The sequence below is a fragment of the Massilia horti genome, assembly GCF_004614195.1.
Taxonomy (GTDB): domain Bacteria; phylum Pseudomonadota; class Gammaproteobacteria; order Burkholderiales; family Burkholderiaceae_D; genus Telluria; species Telluria horti.
Window position 1 is genome coordinate 15,992 of record NZ_SPUM01000047.1, and the last position, 16,235, is coordinate 32,226.

At 64.5% G+C, this 16,235-nt stretch carries 14 protein-coding genes; 7 read left to right on the top strand and 7 right to left on the bottom strand.

The window, feature by feature from the left end; all coding sequences use genetic code 11:
- Nucleotides 1–52: 52 nt before the first annotated feature.
- Genes E4O92_RS08000 through E4O92_RS08015 form a run of 4 tightly spaced genes read right to left on the bottom strand, consistent with a single transcriptional unit; the run spans nt 53 to nt 4,633 of the window.
- The gene (locus tag E4O92_RS08000) at nt 53–1,531 is read right to left on the bottom strand and encodes an efflux transporter outer membrane subunit (RefSeq protein ID WP_135189240.1); all 1,479 of its coding nucleotides are present in this window, start codon (nt 1,529–1,531) and stop codon (nt 53–55) included.
- A gap of 11 nt (nt 1,532–1,542) precedes the next feature.
- A complete protein-coding gene (locus E4O92_RS08005) occupies nt 1,543–2,682 on the bottom strand; it encodes an ABC transporter permease (protein ID WP_135189241.1) in 1,140 nt (379 codons plus the stop codon).
- The gene (locus E4O92_RS08010) at nt 2,679–3,638 is read right to left on the bottom strand and encodes an ABC transporter ATP-binding protein (RefSeq protein WP_135189242.1); all 960 of its coding nucleotides are present in this window, start codon (nt 3,636–3,638) and stop codon (nt 2,679–2,681) included. The genes E4O92_RS08005 and E4O92_RS08010 overlap by 4 nt, the downstream gene beginning before the upstream one ends.
- Nucleotides 3,635–4,633: an HlyD family secretion protein gene (locus E4O92_RS08015; protein WP_135189243.1), complete on the bottom strand. Its 999-nt coding sequence runs from the start codon at nt 4,631–4,633 to the stop codon at nt 3,635–3,637. Before E4O92_RS08015 ends, E4O92_RS08010 begins: the two co-directional genes overlap by 4 nt.
- A 160-nt stretch (nt 4,634–4,793) precedes the next feature.
- Between E4O92_RS08015 and xth the strand changes: the two genes are divergently transcribed.
- Both xth and E4O92_RS08025 read left to right on the top strand, forming a co-directional pair.
- Nucleotides 4,794–5,600, top strand: coding sequence for an exodeoxyribonuclease III (gene xth / locus E4O92_RS08020; RefSeq protein WP_135189244.1), 807 nt, complete (start codon nt 4,794–4,796; stop codon nt 5,598–5,600).
- A gap of 130 nt (nt 5,601–5,730) precedes the next feature.
- A complete protein-coding gene (locus E4O92_RS08025) occupies nt 5,731–6,354 on the top strand; it encodes a LysE family translocator (protein WP_135189245.1) in 624 nt (207 codons plus the stop codon).
- A gap of 129 nt (nt 6,355–6,483) precedes the next feature.
- Here E4O92_RS08025 and E4O92_RS08030 read toward each other — a convergent pair whose 3' ends face one another.
- On the bottom strand, nt 6,484–7,374 hold the full coding sequence (locus E4O92_RS08030) for a PLP-dependent cysteine synthase family protein (protein ID WP_135189246.1): 891 nt from the start codon (nt 7,372–7,374) through the stop codon (nt 6,484–6,486).
- A gap of 256 nt (nt 7,375–7,630) precedes the next feature.
- Between E4O92_RS08030 and E4O92_RS08035 the strand changes: the two genes are divergently transcribed.
- Complete coding sequence (locus E4O92_RS08035) at nt 7,631–7,885, top strand: hypothetical protein (RefSeq protein WP_135189247.1); 255 nt, start codon at nt 7,631–7,633, stop codon at nt 7,883–7,885.
- 90 nt (nt 7,886–7,975) lie between these two features.
- Here E4O92_RS08035 and E4O92_RS08040 read toward each other — a convergent pair whose 3' ends face one another.
- Nucleotides 7,976–9,103 carry a branched-chain amino acid ABC transporter substrate-binding protein gene (locus E4O92_RS08040; protein ID WP_229483155.1) on the bottom strand — a complete coding sequence of 376 codons (1,128 nt, stop codon included), beginning with the start codon at nt 9,101–9,103 and terminating at the stop codon, nt 7,976–7,978.
- Nucleotides 9,104–9,570: 467 nt separating this feature from the next.
- Between E4O92_RS08040 and leuA the strand changes: the two genes are divergently transcribed.
- Complete coding sequence (gene leuA, locus E4O92_RS08045; RefSeq protein WP_135189249.1) at nt 9,571–11,262, top strand: 2-isopropylmalate synthase; 1,692 nt, start codon at nt 9,571–9,573, stop codon at nt 11,260–11,262.
- Nucleotides 11,263–11,418: 156 nt separating this feature from the next.
- Here the strand turns inward: leuA and E4O92_RS08050 are convergent, their stop codons facing one another.
- Nucleotides 11,419–12,186, bottom strand: a complete 768-nt coding sequence (locus tag E4O92_RS08050) for a sulfite exporter TauE/SafE family protein (RefSeq protein ID WP_135189250.1) — start codon at nt 12,184–12,186, stop codon at nt 11,419–11,421.
- A 90-nt stretch (nt 12,187–12,276) separates the two neighbouring features.
- On the opposite strand from E4O92_RS08050, the gene E4O92_RS08055 reads away from it, so the two are divergent.
- From E4O92_RS08055 to E4O92_RS08065, 3 genes are all read left to right on the top strand, one after another.
- Nucleotides 12,277–13,158 (top strand): LysR substrate-binding domain-containing protein, encoded by an 882-nt coding sequence (locus tag E4O92_RS08055; RefSeq protein WP_135189251.1) that lies wholly within the window; start codon nt 12,277–12,279, stop codon nt 13,156–13,158.
- 96 nt (nt 13,159–13,254) lie between these two features.
- Nucleotides 13,255–15,630 carry a beta-galactosidase gene (locus E4O92_RS08060; RefSeq protein WP_135189252.1) on the top strand — a complete coding sequence of 792 codons (2,376 nt, stop codon included), beginning with the start codon at nt 13,255–13,257 and terminating at the stop codon, nt 15,628–15,630.
- Nucleotides 15,631–15,704: 74 nt separating this feature from the next.
- The gene (locus tag E4O92_RS08065; RefSeq protein WP_135189253.1) at nt 15,705–16,160 is read left to right on the top strand and encodes a hypothetical protein; all 456 of its coding nucleotides are present in this window, start codon (nt 15,705–15,707) and stop codon (nt 16,158–16,160) included.
- The last annotated feature ends 75 nt before the right edge of the window (nt 16,161–16,235 follow it).

Below are 16,235 nucleotides of genomic sequence, written 5' to 3' on the forward strand. Positions count from 1 at the left end.
TCAACTGATTGCAGATATGCACCGTACCTACTGAGGACGAACAAATGAAGCGTCAGGGCCTGGCTCCCAGCGCTTGATACAGCGCGGCCGAATCGGCCAGCCGCTGGGCGTGGACGCGCACCCGGTCCAGCGCCGTCTGCAGTTCCTGGCGCTGCGCATCGAGCACGGCCACCATGCTCAAGCCCCCCGCCTCATAACGTAGCCGCGCCAGGTTGGCGGCCGCCTGCGCGTCGCGCAGCGCACTGTCGCGCGCCGACAGCTCATGCGCATCCTGTTCGAGCGCCCGCAGCGCGTCGGCCACCTGCTGCAGACCCTGCAGAACCGTCTGCCGATAGCCCGCCGCCGCAGCCTCGTACGCATCCTGCGCCGACCGCTGCCGCGCTCGCAACTGCCCGCCATGAAACAACGGCTGGGTCAGGCCCGCGCCGATCGACCACATGCTGGCCACATTAGTCACCAGGTCCGACGGCTTGTCGCCGGCCGGTCCAAAACTGCCGCTTAATGTAATCTGCGGATAGAGGTTGGCCGTGGCCACGCCGACGTTGGCGCTGGCCTGGTGCAGCAGCGCCTCAGAAGCGCGGATGTCCGGCCGCTGGCGCGCAAGGGCCGATGGCAACGTCAGCGGCAGTTCTGTCGGCAAAACCAGCTTCTCGAGCCCCGGCGCCCTCCCCGTTCCCTCGGCCGGAGTACGTCCCAAGTACACGGCCAGCAGGTGATCAGCCTGCGCGAGCTGGGCGCGCAGTGGCGCAATGCTGGCGCGCGTCTGCTCCACCTGCGTACGCTGCGACAACAGGTCGCCCTCCGCCACGCCGCCGGCCAGCAGACGCTGTTCCGTGATTTGCAGCTGGCTTTCCTGCACCGCCAGAATGCGTTCGGTCAGGTCGATCTGCGCGGCCAGCGAGGCCCGGCGCACCACCGAAGTCACCACGTTGCCCGCGAGGGTGAGCCGCGCCGCGTCCAGTTCAAATTGCTGATAATCCGCCTGCGCCGCCACCGCCTCGAGCGCACGCCGGTTGGCGCCGAACAGGTCGAGGGTGTACGACACGCTGACCTTGGTCTGGTACAGCGTGAACGGGGGCAGCGTCACATTGCCGATCAGGCTGCTGATGCCGATCGCGGTCGGATTGATCTTCTCGCGCGTCGAATTGACGGAAAGGTCGACCTGCGGCCACTGCGTGCCTCCGGCCTGCGCCAGATAGTCCTGGCGCGCCTGCTCCAGCCGCATGCGGGCCTGGAGCAGCGTCGGGCTGGATTCGAGCGCCTGCTGCACCAGCCGGTCCAGGTCATCGCAGCCGAACGCGCGCCACCACGCGCCACCCACCGATTCCACGTTCACGAAGCGCTGCGCCGCGCCGCCCGGCCCTTGCGTGCCAACCGTCCCGGTGGGCTGGGGCACCGGAGTATAGGTGGCATCCGGAACAGGCGGCGGGACCCGGAAATCCGGCCCGGCGGCACAGCCCCACAAGGCCGCGCCGCACAGCAAGGCACTGCCTGCCGCGCGCACGTTCCACTGCCATGACGTTGGTCGCATCGCCCTTCCTCCTAATCGAGCGTACGCCGATACACGCGCACCGCGATCGCCATCACTACGACCATAAATACCAGCATCGGCCACACGTTTGGCCACAGGTCGGCCCAGCCGGCACCCTTGAGCAGGATCGCGCGCACCAGCCTGTTGAAGTGGGTGAGCGGCAGCGCGTTGCCGATCCATTGCGCCCACAATGGCATGCCCGCGAATGGCATAAAGAATCCGGACAGCAGAATATTGGGCAGGAAGTAGAAGAAGGTGAGCTGCACCCCCTGCAGCTGGTTCTGCGCCAGCGAGGACAGCATGATCCCCACCGCCAGGCTGGCCGCAATGAACAGCAGCGCCACCAGGTACATGGTCAGCATATTGCCCAGGATCGGCACCCTGAACACGTAGCGCGACGCCAGCAGGATGATCGTCACCTGCACCAGGCCGATCGCGATGTAGGGCACGATCTTCCCGGTCGTTACCTCCAGCGGCAGCACGGGCATGGCAAGCAGGTTCTCCATGGTGCCGCGCTCGCGTTCGCGGGTCACCGCGAGCCCGGTCATCATCACCATCGTCATGGTCAGGATCACGCCCATCAGCCCAGGCACGATGTTGTACTGGGTGATCGACTCGGGGTTGTACAGCTTGTGCACCTGTACGTCAAAGGCCGGAGGGCCGCTGGGGGAGATGCCGGACAGCGCGCCGGTCATATCCTTCTGCAGCACCGATTGAGCAAGCCCCGGCAGCGCACCGAGCGCGCTGCTCACCGCCACCGGATCGGTAGCGTCGGCGTCAATCCGCAGCGACGGCCGGGAGCCCTTGACCAGGTCGCGCGTGAAGCCCACCGGGATGTCGAGCACGAACAGCACACTGCCCCGCAACAGCGCGCGGCGCGCGGCCTCTTCGTTCGGCAAGGTCTCGACGATATCGAAGTATTCCGAATTGCGCATCGCCGCAATGAAGCTGCGCGTGAACTCGCTGTGGTCGGACGCGATCACCGCGGTGGGCAGGTGCTTGGGGTCGGTGTTGATCGCGAAGCCGAACAGCGCGATCTGGATAATCGGGACTCCGATGATCATCGCGAACGTAATGCGATCGCGGCGCAGCTGGAGGAATTCCTTGAGCACGATCGCCCACCAGCGGGTCAGGGAAAACGTGTTGTTCATGCCTGGCCCGCTCCCTGCTCCGCGACGCCCTCTTCCTGTGCCTTCTTCATCAGGTAGATGAACGCGTGTTCCAGGCTGGTTCGAATCGGCTCGGCGCGCAACCCGCGCTCACGCGCGAGGTTTGTCACCGTCGCCTGCAGCGCGGCCGCGTCGCTGCCGTTCACGTGCAACGAGTTACCGAAAGCGACGGTCTGCTCCACTCCCGGCTGGCCGCGCAGCTGGTCGGCCAGCCCCACCAGGTCATCTCCGTAAATCGCCCAGGTCGAAAGGTGCTGCGCCTCTGTCACCTCGGCGGCGCTTCCCTGCGCCAGCAACTTGCCCCATGCGATGTAGGCCAGTTTGTGGCAGCGTTCTGCCTCGTCCATGTAATGCGTGCTGACCAATACCGAGATCCCGCGCGCCGCCAGCCGATGCAGCTCCTCCCAAAAATCGCGCCGCGCGCTCGGGTCCACCCCGGCGGTCGGCTCGTCGAGCAGCAGCAGTTGCGGGTCGTGCAGCAGGCAGGCGGCCAGCGCCAGCCGCTGCTTCCAGCCACCCGACAGCGTGCCGGCCAGCTGCCCGGATCGCTGCGCCAGCCCCAAATCGTCAAGCGTGCGCCGGACCACCTGCTCCCGGTCCCGCACCTCGTACAGGCGCGCGACGAAATCGAGGTTCTCGCGGATGCTCAGGTCCTCCCAGAACGAAAACCGCTGGGTCATGTAGCCGACCTGGCGCTTGATCTGCGCGCTCTGGCGGATGATGTCCAGGCCAAGGCAGGTGCCGCTCCCGGAATCGGGTGTGAGCAGACCACACAGCATGCGGATACAGGTCGTCTTGCCGCTGCCGTTCGGGCCAAGGAAGCCGAAGATCTCGCCGCGCCGAACCTGCAGCGAGACGTCCTTGACCACGTGCCTGGTACCGAAAGATTTATTCAGGCCGTGCACGTCAATGGCCAGGTCGTCGGGGGGCGCGCTCATTGCACGGCCACCTCAACCGGCTGCCCCGGACGTAGCTTGACGGCGTCCTCCCGCGACGAACGGGCTTCCACCATGAACACGAGCTTGGCGCGGGTTTCATTGCTGAAGATGACGGGTGGCGTATATTCGGCCTGGTCGGAGACAAACGAGATCGCGGCCGGCACCGGGGCCGCGCAGCCATCGCAGCGGATCACCACCTTGCGGCCAGGCCGCAGCGCACCGACCACCGTTTCCTGAACAAAGAAGCGCACCTTGATGTTCTCGGGCGGGAGCATGCGCACCACCGGGTTACCGGCCGGGACCCATTCGCCGCTGCGGTACATGGTGTCGAACACCAGGCCAGCGTGGGGCGCGCGCACGCGCTTCTGGTCCAGCTTCCATTGTGCCTGGGCGAGCGCCGCGCGGGCCGCCTCCACCTGCGCCTGCTGCGCGCGGATCTGCTCTGCGCGGCCGGGAAGACGCGCCACCTGCAACTGCGCTTCCAGCTCGCGCACTTTCCCCTGCGCCGATGCGGCGGCGCCGCGCGAGTCGTCGAGCTGGCCCTTCGGCACACCGCCCACACGATACTGCGCCTCGTCCCTTTGCAGCTGCAAATCCAGGCGATGGGCATCGGCGCGCGCCTGTTCGATCTGCGCCTGGGTGACTTCCACCTCCGGGCGGCGCCGGCCGGTGAGCAAGTCCGCGTGCTGCGCTTGCGCGGCCTGCAGTTGTCGTGTCGCCTGCCGCACCGCATCGGTTTCGTTCTGGGCCTCGAGCGCGAACAGCAGCGTGTCCACCGCAACGGTCTGGCCGCGCTGCACCGCCAGGTCAACCAGCTGCCCCGCCTGAGACGATGCCATGTAGACGAATTCGCCTTCCACATAACCCTGGTACGTGTTCGTGGGCCGGCTCGAACAGCCGTTCGCGATGAGCGCCATGCAGAGCGCGCCAGCCAGCGCTGGGCCTGGCCACTGTCCGGGCACTGCATCACGCAGCCGAGTCTTCGCAACCTTCATCTGCCCACTCCTTTGCAACGCTGCGCCAGGCGCCTTGTGGACTGCACACGATATTGCCTTGGCGAGTATAGTAAGCCAGAAAGACAATGCCGAACTGATTCGTGCGCCCGCCCCGCGCTTGCGGCGCGAAAATCGGCGCACCCATTCACCGGGAGAACACATGCTCATCGCCACCTTCAATGTCAACGGTATCGGCAGCCGCCTGCCCGCACTCCTGCAATGGCTGGAGGAACGTCAGCCGGACGTGGCCTGCCTGCAGGAGCTGAAGGCGCCCCAGGAAAGATTTCCGCTGGACGCACTGCGCGACGCCGGTTACCACGCAATCTGGCATGGGCAAAAGAGCTTTAACGGCGTCGCGATCCTGGCGCGCGGCACCGAACCGCAGGAGATCCGGCGCGGCCTGCCGGGCGATCCGGACGACGAACAAAGCCGTTACATCGAGGCGGTGGTGCGCGGAGTGGTAGTCGTCAGTCTTTATCTGCCAAATGGAAATCCCGCCCCCGGACCCAAGTTCGATTACAAGCTCAAATGGTTCGAACGGCTGATCCTGCGTGGTGAGGAGCTGATTGCCGGCGGCGCGCCGGTCGTGCTGGCGGGCGACTTTAACGTGATGCCGACCGAGCTCGACGTCTACAAGCCGGAGCGCTGGGTGGACGACGCGCTGTTCCGGCCGGAGACGCGTGCTGCCTTCCACCGGCTGACCGGCCAGGGTTGGTGCGACGCCTTACGCACGCTGCATCCGGACGAAAAGATCTATACGTTCTGGGATTACTTCCGCAATGCGTTCGTGCGCGACGCGGGCCTGCGCATCGACCATCTGCTGCTCAGCCCATCGCTCACCGGCGCGCTGCAAGCGGCCGGGGTCCACCGCGACGTGCGTGCGCGGGAAAAGCCAAGCGACCATGCGCCGACCTGGATCGAGCTGGACGACGCGCGGATTCCCGGCACAAGCGCGATGGCGCGCTGACCGGGGCGGTGCGCAATGTAGTGGCAGGCCGTCGATCCAGATAGCACCATTGGCGGCTGGTGCGACCCGGCCAGGGCTATTTCCACGGCTTTGGTACACTCATTCCTTTCGGTAACGCGACTCCCATCCGATGCTATCCCCTGAACAATTCTTTGGCTTCCTCGCCGCCGCCGTCCTGATCACCTTGTCGCCCGGCCCCGACAACATGATGGTCCTCGGTGTCGGCATGTCCAAGGGCCGTGCGCGCGGAATCGTGTTTGGCCTGGGCTGCGCGCTTGGGTGCCTGAGCCACACGCTGCTCGCCGTGCTTGGCGTGAGCGCCCTGATCGCCGCTTCTCCCGCGGCTTTTACACTGCTCAAGGTCTGCGGCGGACTTTACCTGGTCTGGCTCGGATTCAATGCACTCAAGAGCCCTGGCGGCGCACAGGCCAGCACGGCAGCAAGCGAGGAATCCCTGTCCAGGTTGTTTGCGAAGGGAATGTTCGCGAACGCGATCAACCCCAAGGTGGTGCTGTTCTTCCTGTCCTTCCTGCCGCAATTCGTCGTGGCCACGCAGGGCCACGCGAGCTGGCAGACCGCGGCGCTGGGCGTCACCTTCACGGCCCAGGCCGCGGTCCTGTTCGCGCTCCTCGGATACTTCTCCGGCTCGATCGGCCGATGGCTCAACCGCAGCCCGCGCGCGGGCATGTGGCTTGACCGGGTTGCCGGCGGCATCTTCGTCGGCCTCGGGCTCAAGCTGCTCGTCTCCCGCTAGTGAGGTAGGGTGTGCAGCTTTGCTGCGCACGCGGTACGTGTTCAAACCGGAGCCAACGCTACTCAACCGTACCGCGTGCGCACAGGTGCGCACCCTACGGACCTACGGGTGCGTGTGCAATTCGGGACACTAAAAATACTTGGACAGGTAAAAGGCCCCGGAATCGGGAAACACCGCCGCGACGCGCTTGCCCTGTAGCTGCGGCAGCAATTGCGCAATGCCGGCCGTGATGCAGCCACTCGATCCGCCGGCCAGAATGCCCTCTTCCTGCGCCAGCCGACGTCCCCATGCCAGCGCCTCTTCATCGGCCACCTGAATCACGTCGTCCACCACGGTCGGGTCGAAACTGCGCGAAGGCTTGCATTTGCCGACCCCTTCAATCACGGTCGCAAACTGGCCCGGGGCGGAGACATCGGTGACCATTTGACGGTAGGACGAATGCAGCGGCTCCACGCCGATCACGCGCAGCGCCGGGTTTTGCTCCTTCAAATAACGGCCAATGCCCGAGATCGTGCCGCCCGAGCCGATCCCGCAAACGAATACGTCGATCTCTCCCCGCAATTGCGACCACAGTTCGGGCCCCGTATCGACATAGTGCGCCTGCCGGTTCAGCTCCGAACAATACTGGTCCAGGTAAAACGCATTGCGCTCCTGGGCCATGCGTTCGGCCACCGCCTGGTAGCCATGTCCCGGCGTCCCCTCGTTCTCGGCGCCGCACACATGCACGTTGGCGCCGTACGCGCCGATGCGCTTGACCTTTTCGACACTGGTGGTCTCGGGCACCGTGATATCGCATTCCAGGCCCAGCACCGCGCTGGCCATCGCCAGGGCCGCCCCGGTATTGCCCGACGAGCTCTCGACCACCCGCCGGGTGCTTGCGGGCATGCGCTTGAGCATGTGACGCACCATGCGGTCCTTAATGCTGCCACCGGGGTTCATGTATTCCAGCTTTGCCACGACATGCGCGTTCGGAAAAAGTCGCTTCAGCTTGACGACGGGTGTGTTTCCGATCGCATCCATTACCGATTCTCTGACTTGTGTTTCCACGCCTCTCCCCTCTTCAAAAATTACTACCGGGAAAGACTAGCATGGGTAAAAATTTTTTGACTTTCAATTGAACGGAGCGCAACATCGGTGCGTGGCCGCATACGCCAGCCCCTTGCTCAAGCAGTGTGTACGACTGCTCCTACAAACCTACTTCCGCTTCGCCTATTGCCCTTATGGCGGGACGGCCTACCATCGAAGCTCCCCTTAAAGTTATGGAAAGGAGGCAATAATGGCTGGATACAAAGGCAAGGGAGTCAAGAGCGCCAACTATGACGAAGCCACCGGCGCAGGCACCAGCCGGGAAGGCGCGTGGGGCGCCGGCAATCTCCAAACGACCGATCTGGACAGCGGGAATTGGGATGTGGGAAGTTCCGGCAGCCAGCAGAGCAGCGACCTGGGAGAAGGCGAACAGTGGGAAAGCCAGAACCGCCAGGGTGAGAATACCGGCGAATCGCGTGGGCGTGCCGGAAAGCAGAACCGCTAGCCGCCACGCACGCAATCCCGCGGCAGGCTAGACCATTTCTACAGGTGCTGCGCTTACGGGCGCAGCTTTCTTTGGTTCCTGTCGAGGCCCTTACTTTGTTACGGCCACAACCGTGCGGCGTCCCGATTTGAACGTGTACAAGGTAATCGTGCCATCGCGGATATCCCCGCGCTGGTCAAACGCTATCTCGCCGGTCACGCCCTTGTAGCGAATATTGGCCAGTTCCGGCAAATACTTGGCCGGCGCCGCCGAACCCGCCTTGACCATCGCCGCCGCGATCGCCATTACCGCATCGTAGGAATACGGCGCAATGATCTGCACATCGACGCCGAAGCGTTTCTTGTAAGCCGCGCGGAAGTTGTCCAGCGCCGGCTTGCCAGCCTCCTCGACCCCACCCGCCTCGGCGCAGACGACCTGGCCATCCGTCATCGTGCCGCCGGAGAGCTTGAAGATCTCGTCCGAGCAAATGCCGTCGCCGCCCATCATCTTGACGTTCATGCCCAGCTGCTTCATCTGGCGCAGCATGGGACCGGCAACCGCGCTCATGCCCCCAAAAAACACCAGGTCCGGATTTGCAGCCCTGATCTTGGTGAGGATAGCGCTGAAGTCGGTCGCCTTGTCGTTGGTGAACTCCTTAGCGACGATGGTGGCGCCCTGCTGCTGCAGTCCCTTGCTGAACTCGGTCACCAGACCCTGCCCGTAGGCGGTGCGGTCATCGACCACCGCCACGCGGCGCGCGCCCAGTCCCTTGACCGCGTAGCCGCCCAGTGCACGGCCGAGCTGAATGTCGTTGGCCACCACGCGAAAAGCCGTATTGAAACCCTGCTGCGTGTACTTGGGGCTGGTACTTGCCGGCGAAATTTGCGGAATCCCGGCGTCGTGATAAATCTTGGATGCCGGAATGGTCGTGCCCGATGTCTCGTGGCCCACCACCGCATTGACCCGGGCGTCAACCAGCTTCTGCGCCACGGCCGTTGCCTGTTTCGGGTCGGCCGCGTCGTCTTCCGCCACCAGCTCGAACCGCACCTTCTTGCCGCCGATGACGACGCCGCGCGCGTTCAGCGCTTCAACCGCCATGCGCGCGCCGTTCTCGTCGTCCTTGCCGAAGTAGGCGACCGGCCCGGTCACGCCCGATGCGTGGCCGATCTTTACGACTTCCTGCGCCGACGCCGCGCCGGCAAACGCCAGGGCGACCACAGCAACCGTTTGCTTCTTCATTCTTTCCTCATGCATCTTGTGCTAAACCGGTTAGCGTACAGGGCTTGCTTGTAATTAACAAGGTGCATGGGCCCCAGACCCGCAATGAATGCTTGACACACCTGGCTCGATTCCCGTAGAGTCAACTTATGTCCCATCCCCTGCATCTGTCGACCTTCCTATCGCTGACCGGCGCTCTATTGCCGGCAGGCCTGCTACTACGCGCGTAATTCGCCGCCGTATCCGTCCGGCACCCGCCGGCCCCAAGCAGTTTGAAGGAAAGTCGTACCGATGTTCGCCAATCCCCGTTTCAATAAATCGTTTGCCCCCTCCCGGTTATTCCTGGCTGTCGGCGCACGCGCGCAGTTCCGTCTGCTGCTAAAACTACCGATCGGTTGCCGGGCCTAGCGTTCCGTGGCCCGTCCGGCAGCCTGCCGCCACACCCCTGCCGTTAAGGCATATTCCGTTTCGCCAATCAGGAGCAACCGATCATGTTGAACAATCCCGCAGCCAAGTACCGCCCGTTCCCCGCCGTTCCACTCGCCGACCGCCAGTGGCCGGGCAAGACCATCACCCGCCCGCCGATCTGGATGAGCACCGACCTGCGCGACGGCAACCAGGCGCTGATCGAGCCGATGAGCCCGGAAAAAAAGCTGCGTTTCTTCGAAATGCTGGTCCAGATCGGCATCAAGGAAATCGAGGTAGGCTTCCCTTCGGCTTCGCAGACCGACTTCGACTTCGTGCGCGGCCTGGTCGACGACAAGCGCATTCCGGATGACGTCACGATCATCGTGCTGACCCAGGCGCGCGATGAACTGATCCGCCGCACCGTGGAATCGGTCGCCGGCGCCAAACGCGCTTGCGTGCACATCTATAACTCGGTAGCGCCCGTGTTCCGCCGCGTGGTGTTCGGCATGGGCCGCGACGAGATCGTGCAGATCGCGGTCAACGGCACCAAACTGTTCAAGGAACTGACAGCGGCCCATCCGGAGACCGACTGGCGCCTGGAATATTCGCCGGAGTCGTTCTCGACCACCGAACTGGATTTCTCCAAGCAGATCGTCGACGCCGTCAGCGCCGTCTGGCAGCCGACGCCGGCCAAACCGATGATCGTCAACCTGCCCTCGACCGTGGAAGCGAGCACGCCGAACGTGTATGCCGACCAGATCGAATGGATGTGCCGCCACCTCGAGCGCCGCGATGCGCTGGTCATCAGCGTGCACCCGCACAATGACCGCGGCACGGCCGTGGCGGCGGCGGAACTGGCGGTGATGGCCGGCGCCGACCGCGTCGAAGGCTGCCTGTTCGGTAATGGCGAACGTACCGGCAACGTCGACCTCGTGACGCTGGCGATGAACCTGTACACCCAGGGCGTGCATCCGGGCCTGGACTTTTCGGACATCGACGCGGTGCGCCAGCTGGTCGAGGAATGCAACCAGCTGCCGGTGCACCCGCGCCACCCGTATGCGGGCGACCTGGTGTTCACCGCATTCTCAGGTTCGCACCAGGATGCGATCAAGAAGGGCTTCGCCCAACAGCAGCCGGACGCGATCTGGGAAGTGCCCTACCTGCCGATCGACCCGGCCGACCTGGGACGCAGCTACGATGCCGTGATCCGCGTGAACAGCCAGTCCGGCAAGGGCGGCATGGCCTACCTGCTCGAGCAGGAATACGGCCTGGCGCTGCCGCGCCGCCTGCAGATCGAGTTCTCGCGCGCGGTGCAGAAAGTAGCCGACAACAGCGGCCGCGAAATCGCGGCAAGCGACATCCACGCCCTGTTCTCGCGCGAATACCTGGAGCAGGACACGCCGTATCACTACGTCTCGCACCACATGACGGAGAACAGCACCGACAGCCACCCGGTCCGCGTGGATGTGACGGTGAACCGGCACCACGCGCCGCAGGCACTGCACGGCATCGGCAACGGCCCGATCGACGCATTCGTCTCCGCGCTCGGCCTGGACATCCGCCTGATGGACTACCACGAGCATTCGATCGGCTCGGGCGCCAATGCGCGCGCGGCCTGCTATGTCGAACTGCGCGTGGCCAACGGCCCGACCCTGTTCGGGGCCGGCATCGACAGCAATATCGTGACAGCCTCGTTCAAGGCCGTACTCTCCGCCGTGAACCGCCACATCGGCGCGAGCGAGCAGGGAGATGTGGACGCCATCGCGGCCTGACATTGGCGTCCCTGGACTGCGCCGGCATCTGGTCGGCGGCGTCGCGCGGCTTGGTGTCGGCGGACGGTTTGACGAACTTTGCCGCGATACTGGCCAGGATAGCCAGCGCTCCGATCGTTTCTAACAAGGCGTCGAGCATGGTTTTCTCGCTTGAGATTAATGATGCAGCAGCGTGGGTGCGTAGGTCTTGACGAAGAACGCCAGCGTGATGCAGGAGGTGGCAAGCAGCGTGATGGCGCGGATAATGCCCGCTGGCGCGCGTCGCCCGATGTGCGCGCCGCCGTATCCGCCCACGATTGCGCCCACCAGCATGGTCAGCGTTTCGGGCCAGCGCACCGCGTTGGCCATGATGAAAGCGAGTACCGCCACCATATTGGCCGCGCTGACCAGCAGCGTGCGAGGCGCATTCAAATGCTTCAGGTCTCGGTTGTCGAGCAATCCCCACATCGCGATCATCATGATCCCGACCGCGCCGCCAAAGTAGCCCCCATAGACACCAAGCGCGAACTGGACGGCCAGCACCGCGTGTGCATGGATCTGCCAGCGTGCGCGCAATGCCTCGCCAATGCGTCGCCCAAACGCGAGCGCAATGGACGCAACCAGCAGCAGCCACGGCAGCACGAAGGTGAATGCGGCGGATGACGTGTGCAGCAACAGCAGCGCCCCGGCCAGGCCGCCGCACAGCGTCGTCGCCAGCAGCGCGCGTAGCGACACGGCGCCGACCGGACGCAATCCGTCACGATATGCCCACGCGCTGGCCAGCCCACCTGGAAACAACGCGACCGTGCTGGAAGCATTCGCCTGAACCGGTGGCACGCCCACCGCAATCAGGGCCGGCAAACTGACGAATGAGCCGCCTCCCGCCAGCGCATTCATCGCGCCAGCTACCATTCCTGCTGAAAAAGTCAAAAACATCGGGTTCATGCAAGTGATGTTAGTCGGCGGGTCGCGGTCCCGCAATCTGGCAATTCCGGTGCTACACTTCGGAGATTCCGAAACCACGAGACCTTTGCCATGCGCTTCGACCTGACCGATATGCGGCTATTCCTGACTGTGGTGGAATGCGGCAGCCTGACGCAAGGTGCCCGCGCGATGCATCTGGCACTCGCATCCGTCAGTGAACGCATCGCTGGCATGGAAGCGGCACTTGGCGCGCCTCTGCTTGAACGCAACCGTCGTGGCGTGCGTGCCACCGCTGCGGGCGAGGCGCTGGTTCGACATGCCCGTTCGATCCTGGGCCAGGTCGAACAGATGCGCGGTGAACTGCGAACCTACGCAACGGGCCTGAAAGGCCGCGTCAGGGTGCTGTCAAACACCGCCGCGATGGCGGGGTTTCTGCCGCCGCAGCTTTGCCGATTCCTGGCGGATCATCGCGACCTGTCGATCGACCTGGAAGAACGGCCTAGTGCGGAAATCGTCCAGGCGCTGGTGGACAGGCGTGCCGATCTGGGCATCGTCGCGGACATCACGGATCTGGCCATGCTGCAGACGCACCTGATCGCCGATGACCAGCTCGTCGTCGTCGCCAGCCATTCGCATCGCCTGGCCGGGCAATCGAACGTGGTCTTTGCCGATATCCTGGCCGAGCCAATCGTGGGTATGGCGGATACTGCGCTCGAAACGCATCTGGCGGAACGTGCATCGCGGCTGGGCCGTCAGCTCGACTACCGCATCCAATTGCGCAACACCGAGCATGTGGCCATGTACGTCGAAGCAGGCATCGGCATTTCGATCCTCTCCCATGCGCTGGCCAAGACAATCCGACGTGACCTGGCCATCCTGCCGCTGTCGGAAGCCTGGGCCGCGCGGCGACTCTACCTGTGCGCACGCGACTTCTCCGCACTGACGCCGCACGCCGGCCTGCTTGCGCAGCAACTGCTGCAGCGCGCGCCGTAGACCCCGTACACCGTCAAATAAGCAAACATTCGATCAATTGCTTGAAAGAACTGAGCTTATGATAGGAAGCATCTCGTTTCCTGACGGTTCAGATGCATGACTGCACACCCTCCCCGCCGGCGCCTGCTTGGCGCCGCTGCTGCTGCCGTCGGCGGCCTGGTCCTGTCCTTCGGCCAAACCGTCGGCGCCGCAACGCGCTCGCCGCGCTTCGTGATCGGCGAACAGGACTTCCTGCTCGATGGCAAGCGCCTGCAGATCCGATGCGGCGAGATGCATTTCGCCCGCGTGCCGCGCGAGTACTGGAGCCATCGCTTGAAGGCGATCAAGGCGATGGGGCTCAACACGGTGTGCGCCTACCTGTTCTGGAACTTCCACGAATGGCGCGAAGGCCGCTTTGACTGGAGCGGCCAGCGCGACGCTGCGCAATTCTGCCGGTTGGCAGCGCAGGAAGGCCTATGGGTCATTTTGCGGCCCGGCCCATACGCCTGCGCCGAATGGGAGATGGGCGGCCTGCCGTGGTGGCTGCTCAAACAGCCGGGCGACGGCTTCCTGCGCACGCGCGACGAAGCGTTCATGCGGCCCGCGCGGCGCTGGCTGGCCGGGGTCGGGCGCGTGTTCGCGCCCTTGCAGGTCACGCGTGGCGGCCCGGTCCTGATGGTGCAGGTCGAGAACGAATATGGATTCTTCGGCCAGGACATCGACTACATGCGCATGATGCGCCAGGCCGTGCTGGAAGGCGGGTTCGACGTGCCCCTGTTCCAATGCAACCCGACCAACGCGCTGGCCCGGACCCACATCCCTGAACTGTTCTCCGTCGCGAACTTCGGCAGCGATCCGGAACGCGGCTTCCAGGCCCTGGCTTCATTGCAGAAGGGTCCGCTGATGTGCGGCGAATACTATTCCGGCTGGTTCGATACCTGGGGCGCCCCGCACCGGCGTGGCGATGCCACCAAGGCTGTGGGCGACATAGAGGCCATGCTCAAGGCGAATGGCTCGTTCAGCCTGTACATGGCGCATGGCGGCACCACCTTCGGGCTGTGGGGCGGCTGCGACCGTCCATTCCGGCCCGACACCACCAGCTACGACTACGACGCGCCAATTGGCGAAGCCGGCTGGCTGGGCGATAAGTTCGAAGCCTACCGGGCGGCCATGCAGCCGTTCCTGGAACCGGGCGAAACCCTGCCGCCGCCACCGGCGAGAAAACCAGTGATCGCGATCGACGCCTTCACCCTGAACGAAAGCGCTGCCGTATTTGCCAGCCTGCCCAAGACCGCAATCCGCGACGTGTCGCCGCGGCCGATTGAACACTACGACATCAGCCGCGGCCTGGTGGCCTATCGCGTTACGCTGCCGGCCGGCCCGGCCGGCGTGCTGGAAGCGGCCAAGGTGCGCGACCTGGCCTGGGTCTACCTCGACGGCAAACAGATCGGGACGATGGATACGCGTTACCGCCGGTTCCGGGTGGACGTGCCGGCTCGCTCCGCGCCGGCCACGCTCGATATCCTGCTCTACACCATCGCCCGCGTGAATTTCGGCGTCGAGATCCATGACCGCAAAGGCCTGCATGGCCCGATCCGCTTCCGTCCGGAGGTCGGCGATACCCAGGCCATCGTGAACTGGGAAATCCGCGCGATCGATTTCGACGCCGACGGCCGTCTGCCGCCGCTGGCCTGGAAACGGGCGGGGAGCACCGGCCCTGCGTTCTGGCGCGGTAGCTTCACGGTACGCGAAACGGGCGACACCTTTCTCGACATGTCCAATTGGGGCCAGGGGATCGTCTGGATCAACGGGACCTGCCTTGGCCGCTACTGGAGCATCGGCCCAACCCAGACCATGTACCTGCCGGGTCCATGGATTCGGCCCGGACGCAATGAGATCGTGGTGCTCGACCTCACCGGACCGCAGAACGCGCGCATCGCCGGCTTGACGGCCCCCATCTTCGACCGCCTGCAACCGGAACGCGATTTGGCACGGCCGAGCGCCACAGCACATCCACTACTCGACGGACTGGCCCCGGTGCATGAAGGCGACTTTGCCCCTGGCCCCGCCACGGAGGACGTACGCTTTGCAACGCCCGTCAGCGGCCGCCAGTTCTGCCTCGAAGCATTGAGCGCCTTTGACGGCAAGGACTTTGCCGCGGTGGCCGAGATCGCCCTGCTGGACAAGGCCGGCAACGCACTCGACCAATCCAGCTGGACCGTCGCCTACGCCAGCAGCGAAGAACTCGCGAAAGAGGACGGCTCGGCGCTCAACGCGATCAACGGCCAGGCGGCCGACTACTGGCACACGGCCTACAGCGGCAATGGACCGCACCCCGCGCTTCCGCACCGGCTGGTGATCGACCTGGGCAGCAAGGTCGAAGTTGCCGGCATGCGCTATACGCCGCGCCAGGGGCGCGACAACGTCACCGGACGTATCCGGCATTACCGGGTGTATGTGGCGGACAAGCTGGTTCAGGCGGTGGGCCGCTGACGGTCGGCGCTGGCTATAATGCTGCTCAGTCACGAAGCTGCGCCGTTGCTTCGACCTTCAAATAGAAGAGGATCATGAAAGCCAAGCACACCTACCTGTACCTGCTCCTGTTCGTATCCGGTGCCGCCTTTGCCGACGACACCGCCCTGACCAAGTGCCGCACCCTGCCAGATGCCGCCAGCCGCCTGGCCTGCTACGACGCCATTCCGACGGGCCCGGCATCAGCGCCAGCACCAGCGCAAACGGTCGAAAAGAATTTCGGTCTGAAGCCTGTGGCCAAGCCGGCGACCAAGCCGGTTGAAGAAACCAATTCGATCGAAAGCACGATCGTGGGCGATTTCGATGGCTGGAGTTCAAACGCGCGCATCAAGCTGGCCAATGGCCAAGTCTGGCGCGTCGTCGACGGCAGCGAGGCCTACCTGCCGGGCGCCACCAACCCCAAGGTCAAAATTGTGCGCAACATGTTCGGGACCCTGTTCCTCAAAATCGAAGGCACGAACCAGTCTCCCAAAGTGCGCCGGGAGGAATGAGACGGCGCCGAAAAAGTCTAGTACCTCCTGCTAAACACCGTCGTTCCCGGGCTCGGCGCCCCCCTTGGCGGGAAC

Coding starts and splice junctions, on each gene's coding strand:
- E4O92_RS08000 (WP_135189240.1), bottom strand. CDS start 1,531: ATGCGACCAACGTCATGGCAGTGGAACGTGCGCGCGGCAGGCAGTGCC.
- E4O92_RS08005 (WP_135189241.1), bottom strand. CDS start 2,682: ATGAACAACACGTTTTCCCTGACCCGCTGGTGGGCGATCGTGCTCAAG.
- E4O92_RS08010 (WP_135189242.1), bottom strand. CDS start 3,638: ATGAGCGCGCCCCCCGACGACCTGGCCATTGACGTGCACGGCCTGAAT.
- E4O92_RS08015 (WP_135189243.1), bottom strand. CDS start 4,633: ATGAAGGTTGCGAAGACTCGGCTGCGTGATGCAGTGCCCGGACAGTGG.
- xth (WP_135189244.1), top strand. CDS start 4,794: ATGCTCATCGCCACCTTCAATGTCAACGGTATCGGCAGCCGCCTGCCC.
- E4O92_RS08025 (WP_135189245.1), top strand. CDS start 5,731: ATGCTATCCCCTGAACAATTCTTTGGCTTCCTCGCCGCCGCCGTCCTG.
- E4O92_RS08030 (WP_135189246.1), bottom strand. CDS start 7,374: ATGGATGCGATCGGAAACACACCCGTCGTCAAGCTGAAGCGACTTTTT.
- E4O92_RS08035 (WP_135189247.1), top strand. CDS start 7,631: ATGGCTGGATACAAAGGCAAGGGAGTCAAGAGCGCCAACTATGACGAA.
- E4O92_RS08040 (WP_229483155.1), bottom strand. CDS start 9,103: ATGAAGAAGCAAACGGTTGCTGTGGTCGCCCTGGCGTTTGCCGGCGCG.
- E4O92_RS08050 (WP_135189250.1), bottom strand. CDS start 12,186: ATGAACCCGATGTTTTTGACTTTTTCAGCAGGAATGGTAGCTGGCGCG.
- E4O92_RS08055 (WP_135189251.1), top strand. CDS start 12,277: ATGCGCTTCGACCTGACCGATATGCGGCTATTCCTGACTGTGGTGGAA.
- E4O92_RS08060 (WP_135189252.1), top strand. CDS start 13,255: ATGACTGCACACCCTCCCCGCCGGCGCCTGCTTGGCGCCGCTGCTGCT.
- E4O92_RS08065 (WP_135189253.1), top strand. CDS start 15,705: ATGAAAGCCAAGCACACCTACCTGTACCTGCTCCTGTTCGTATCCGGT.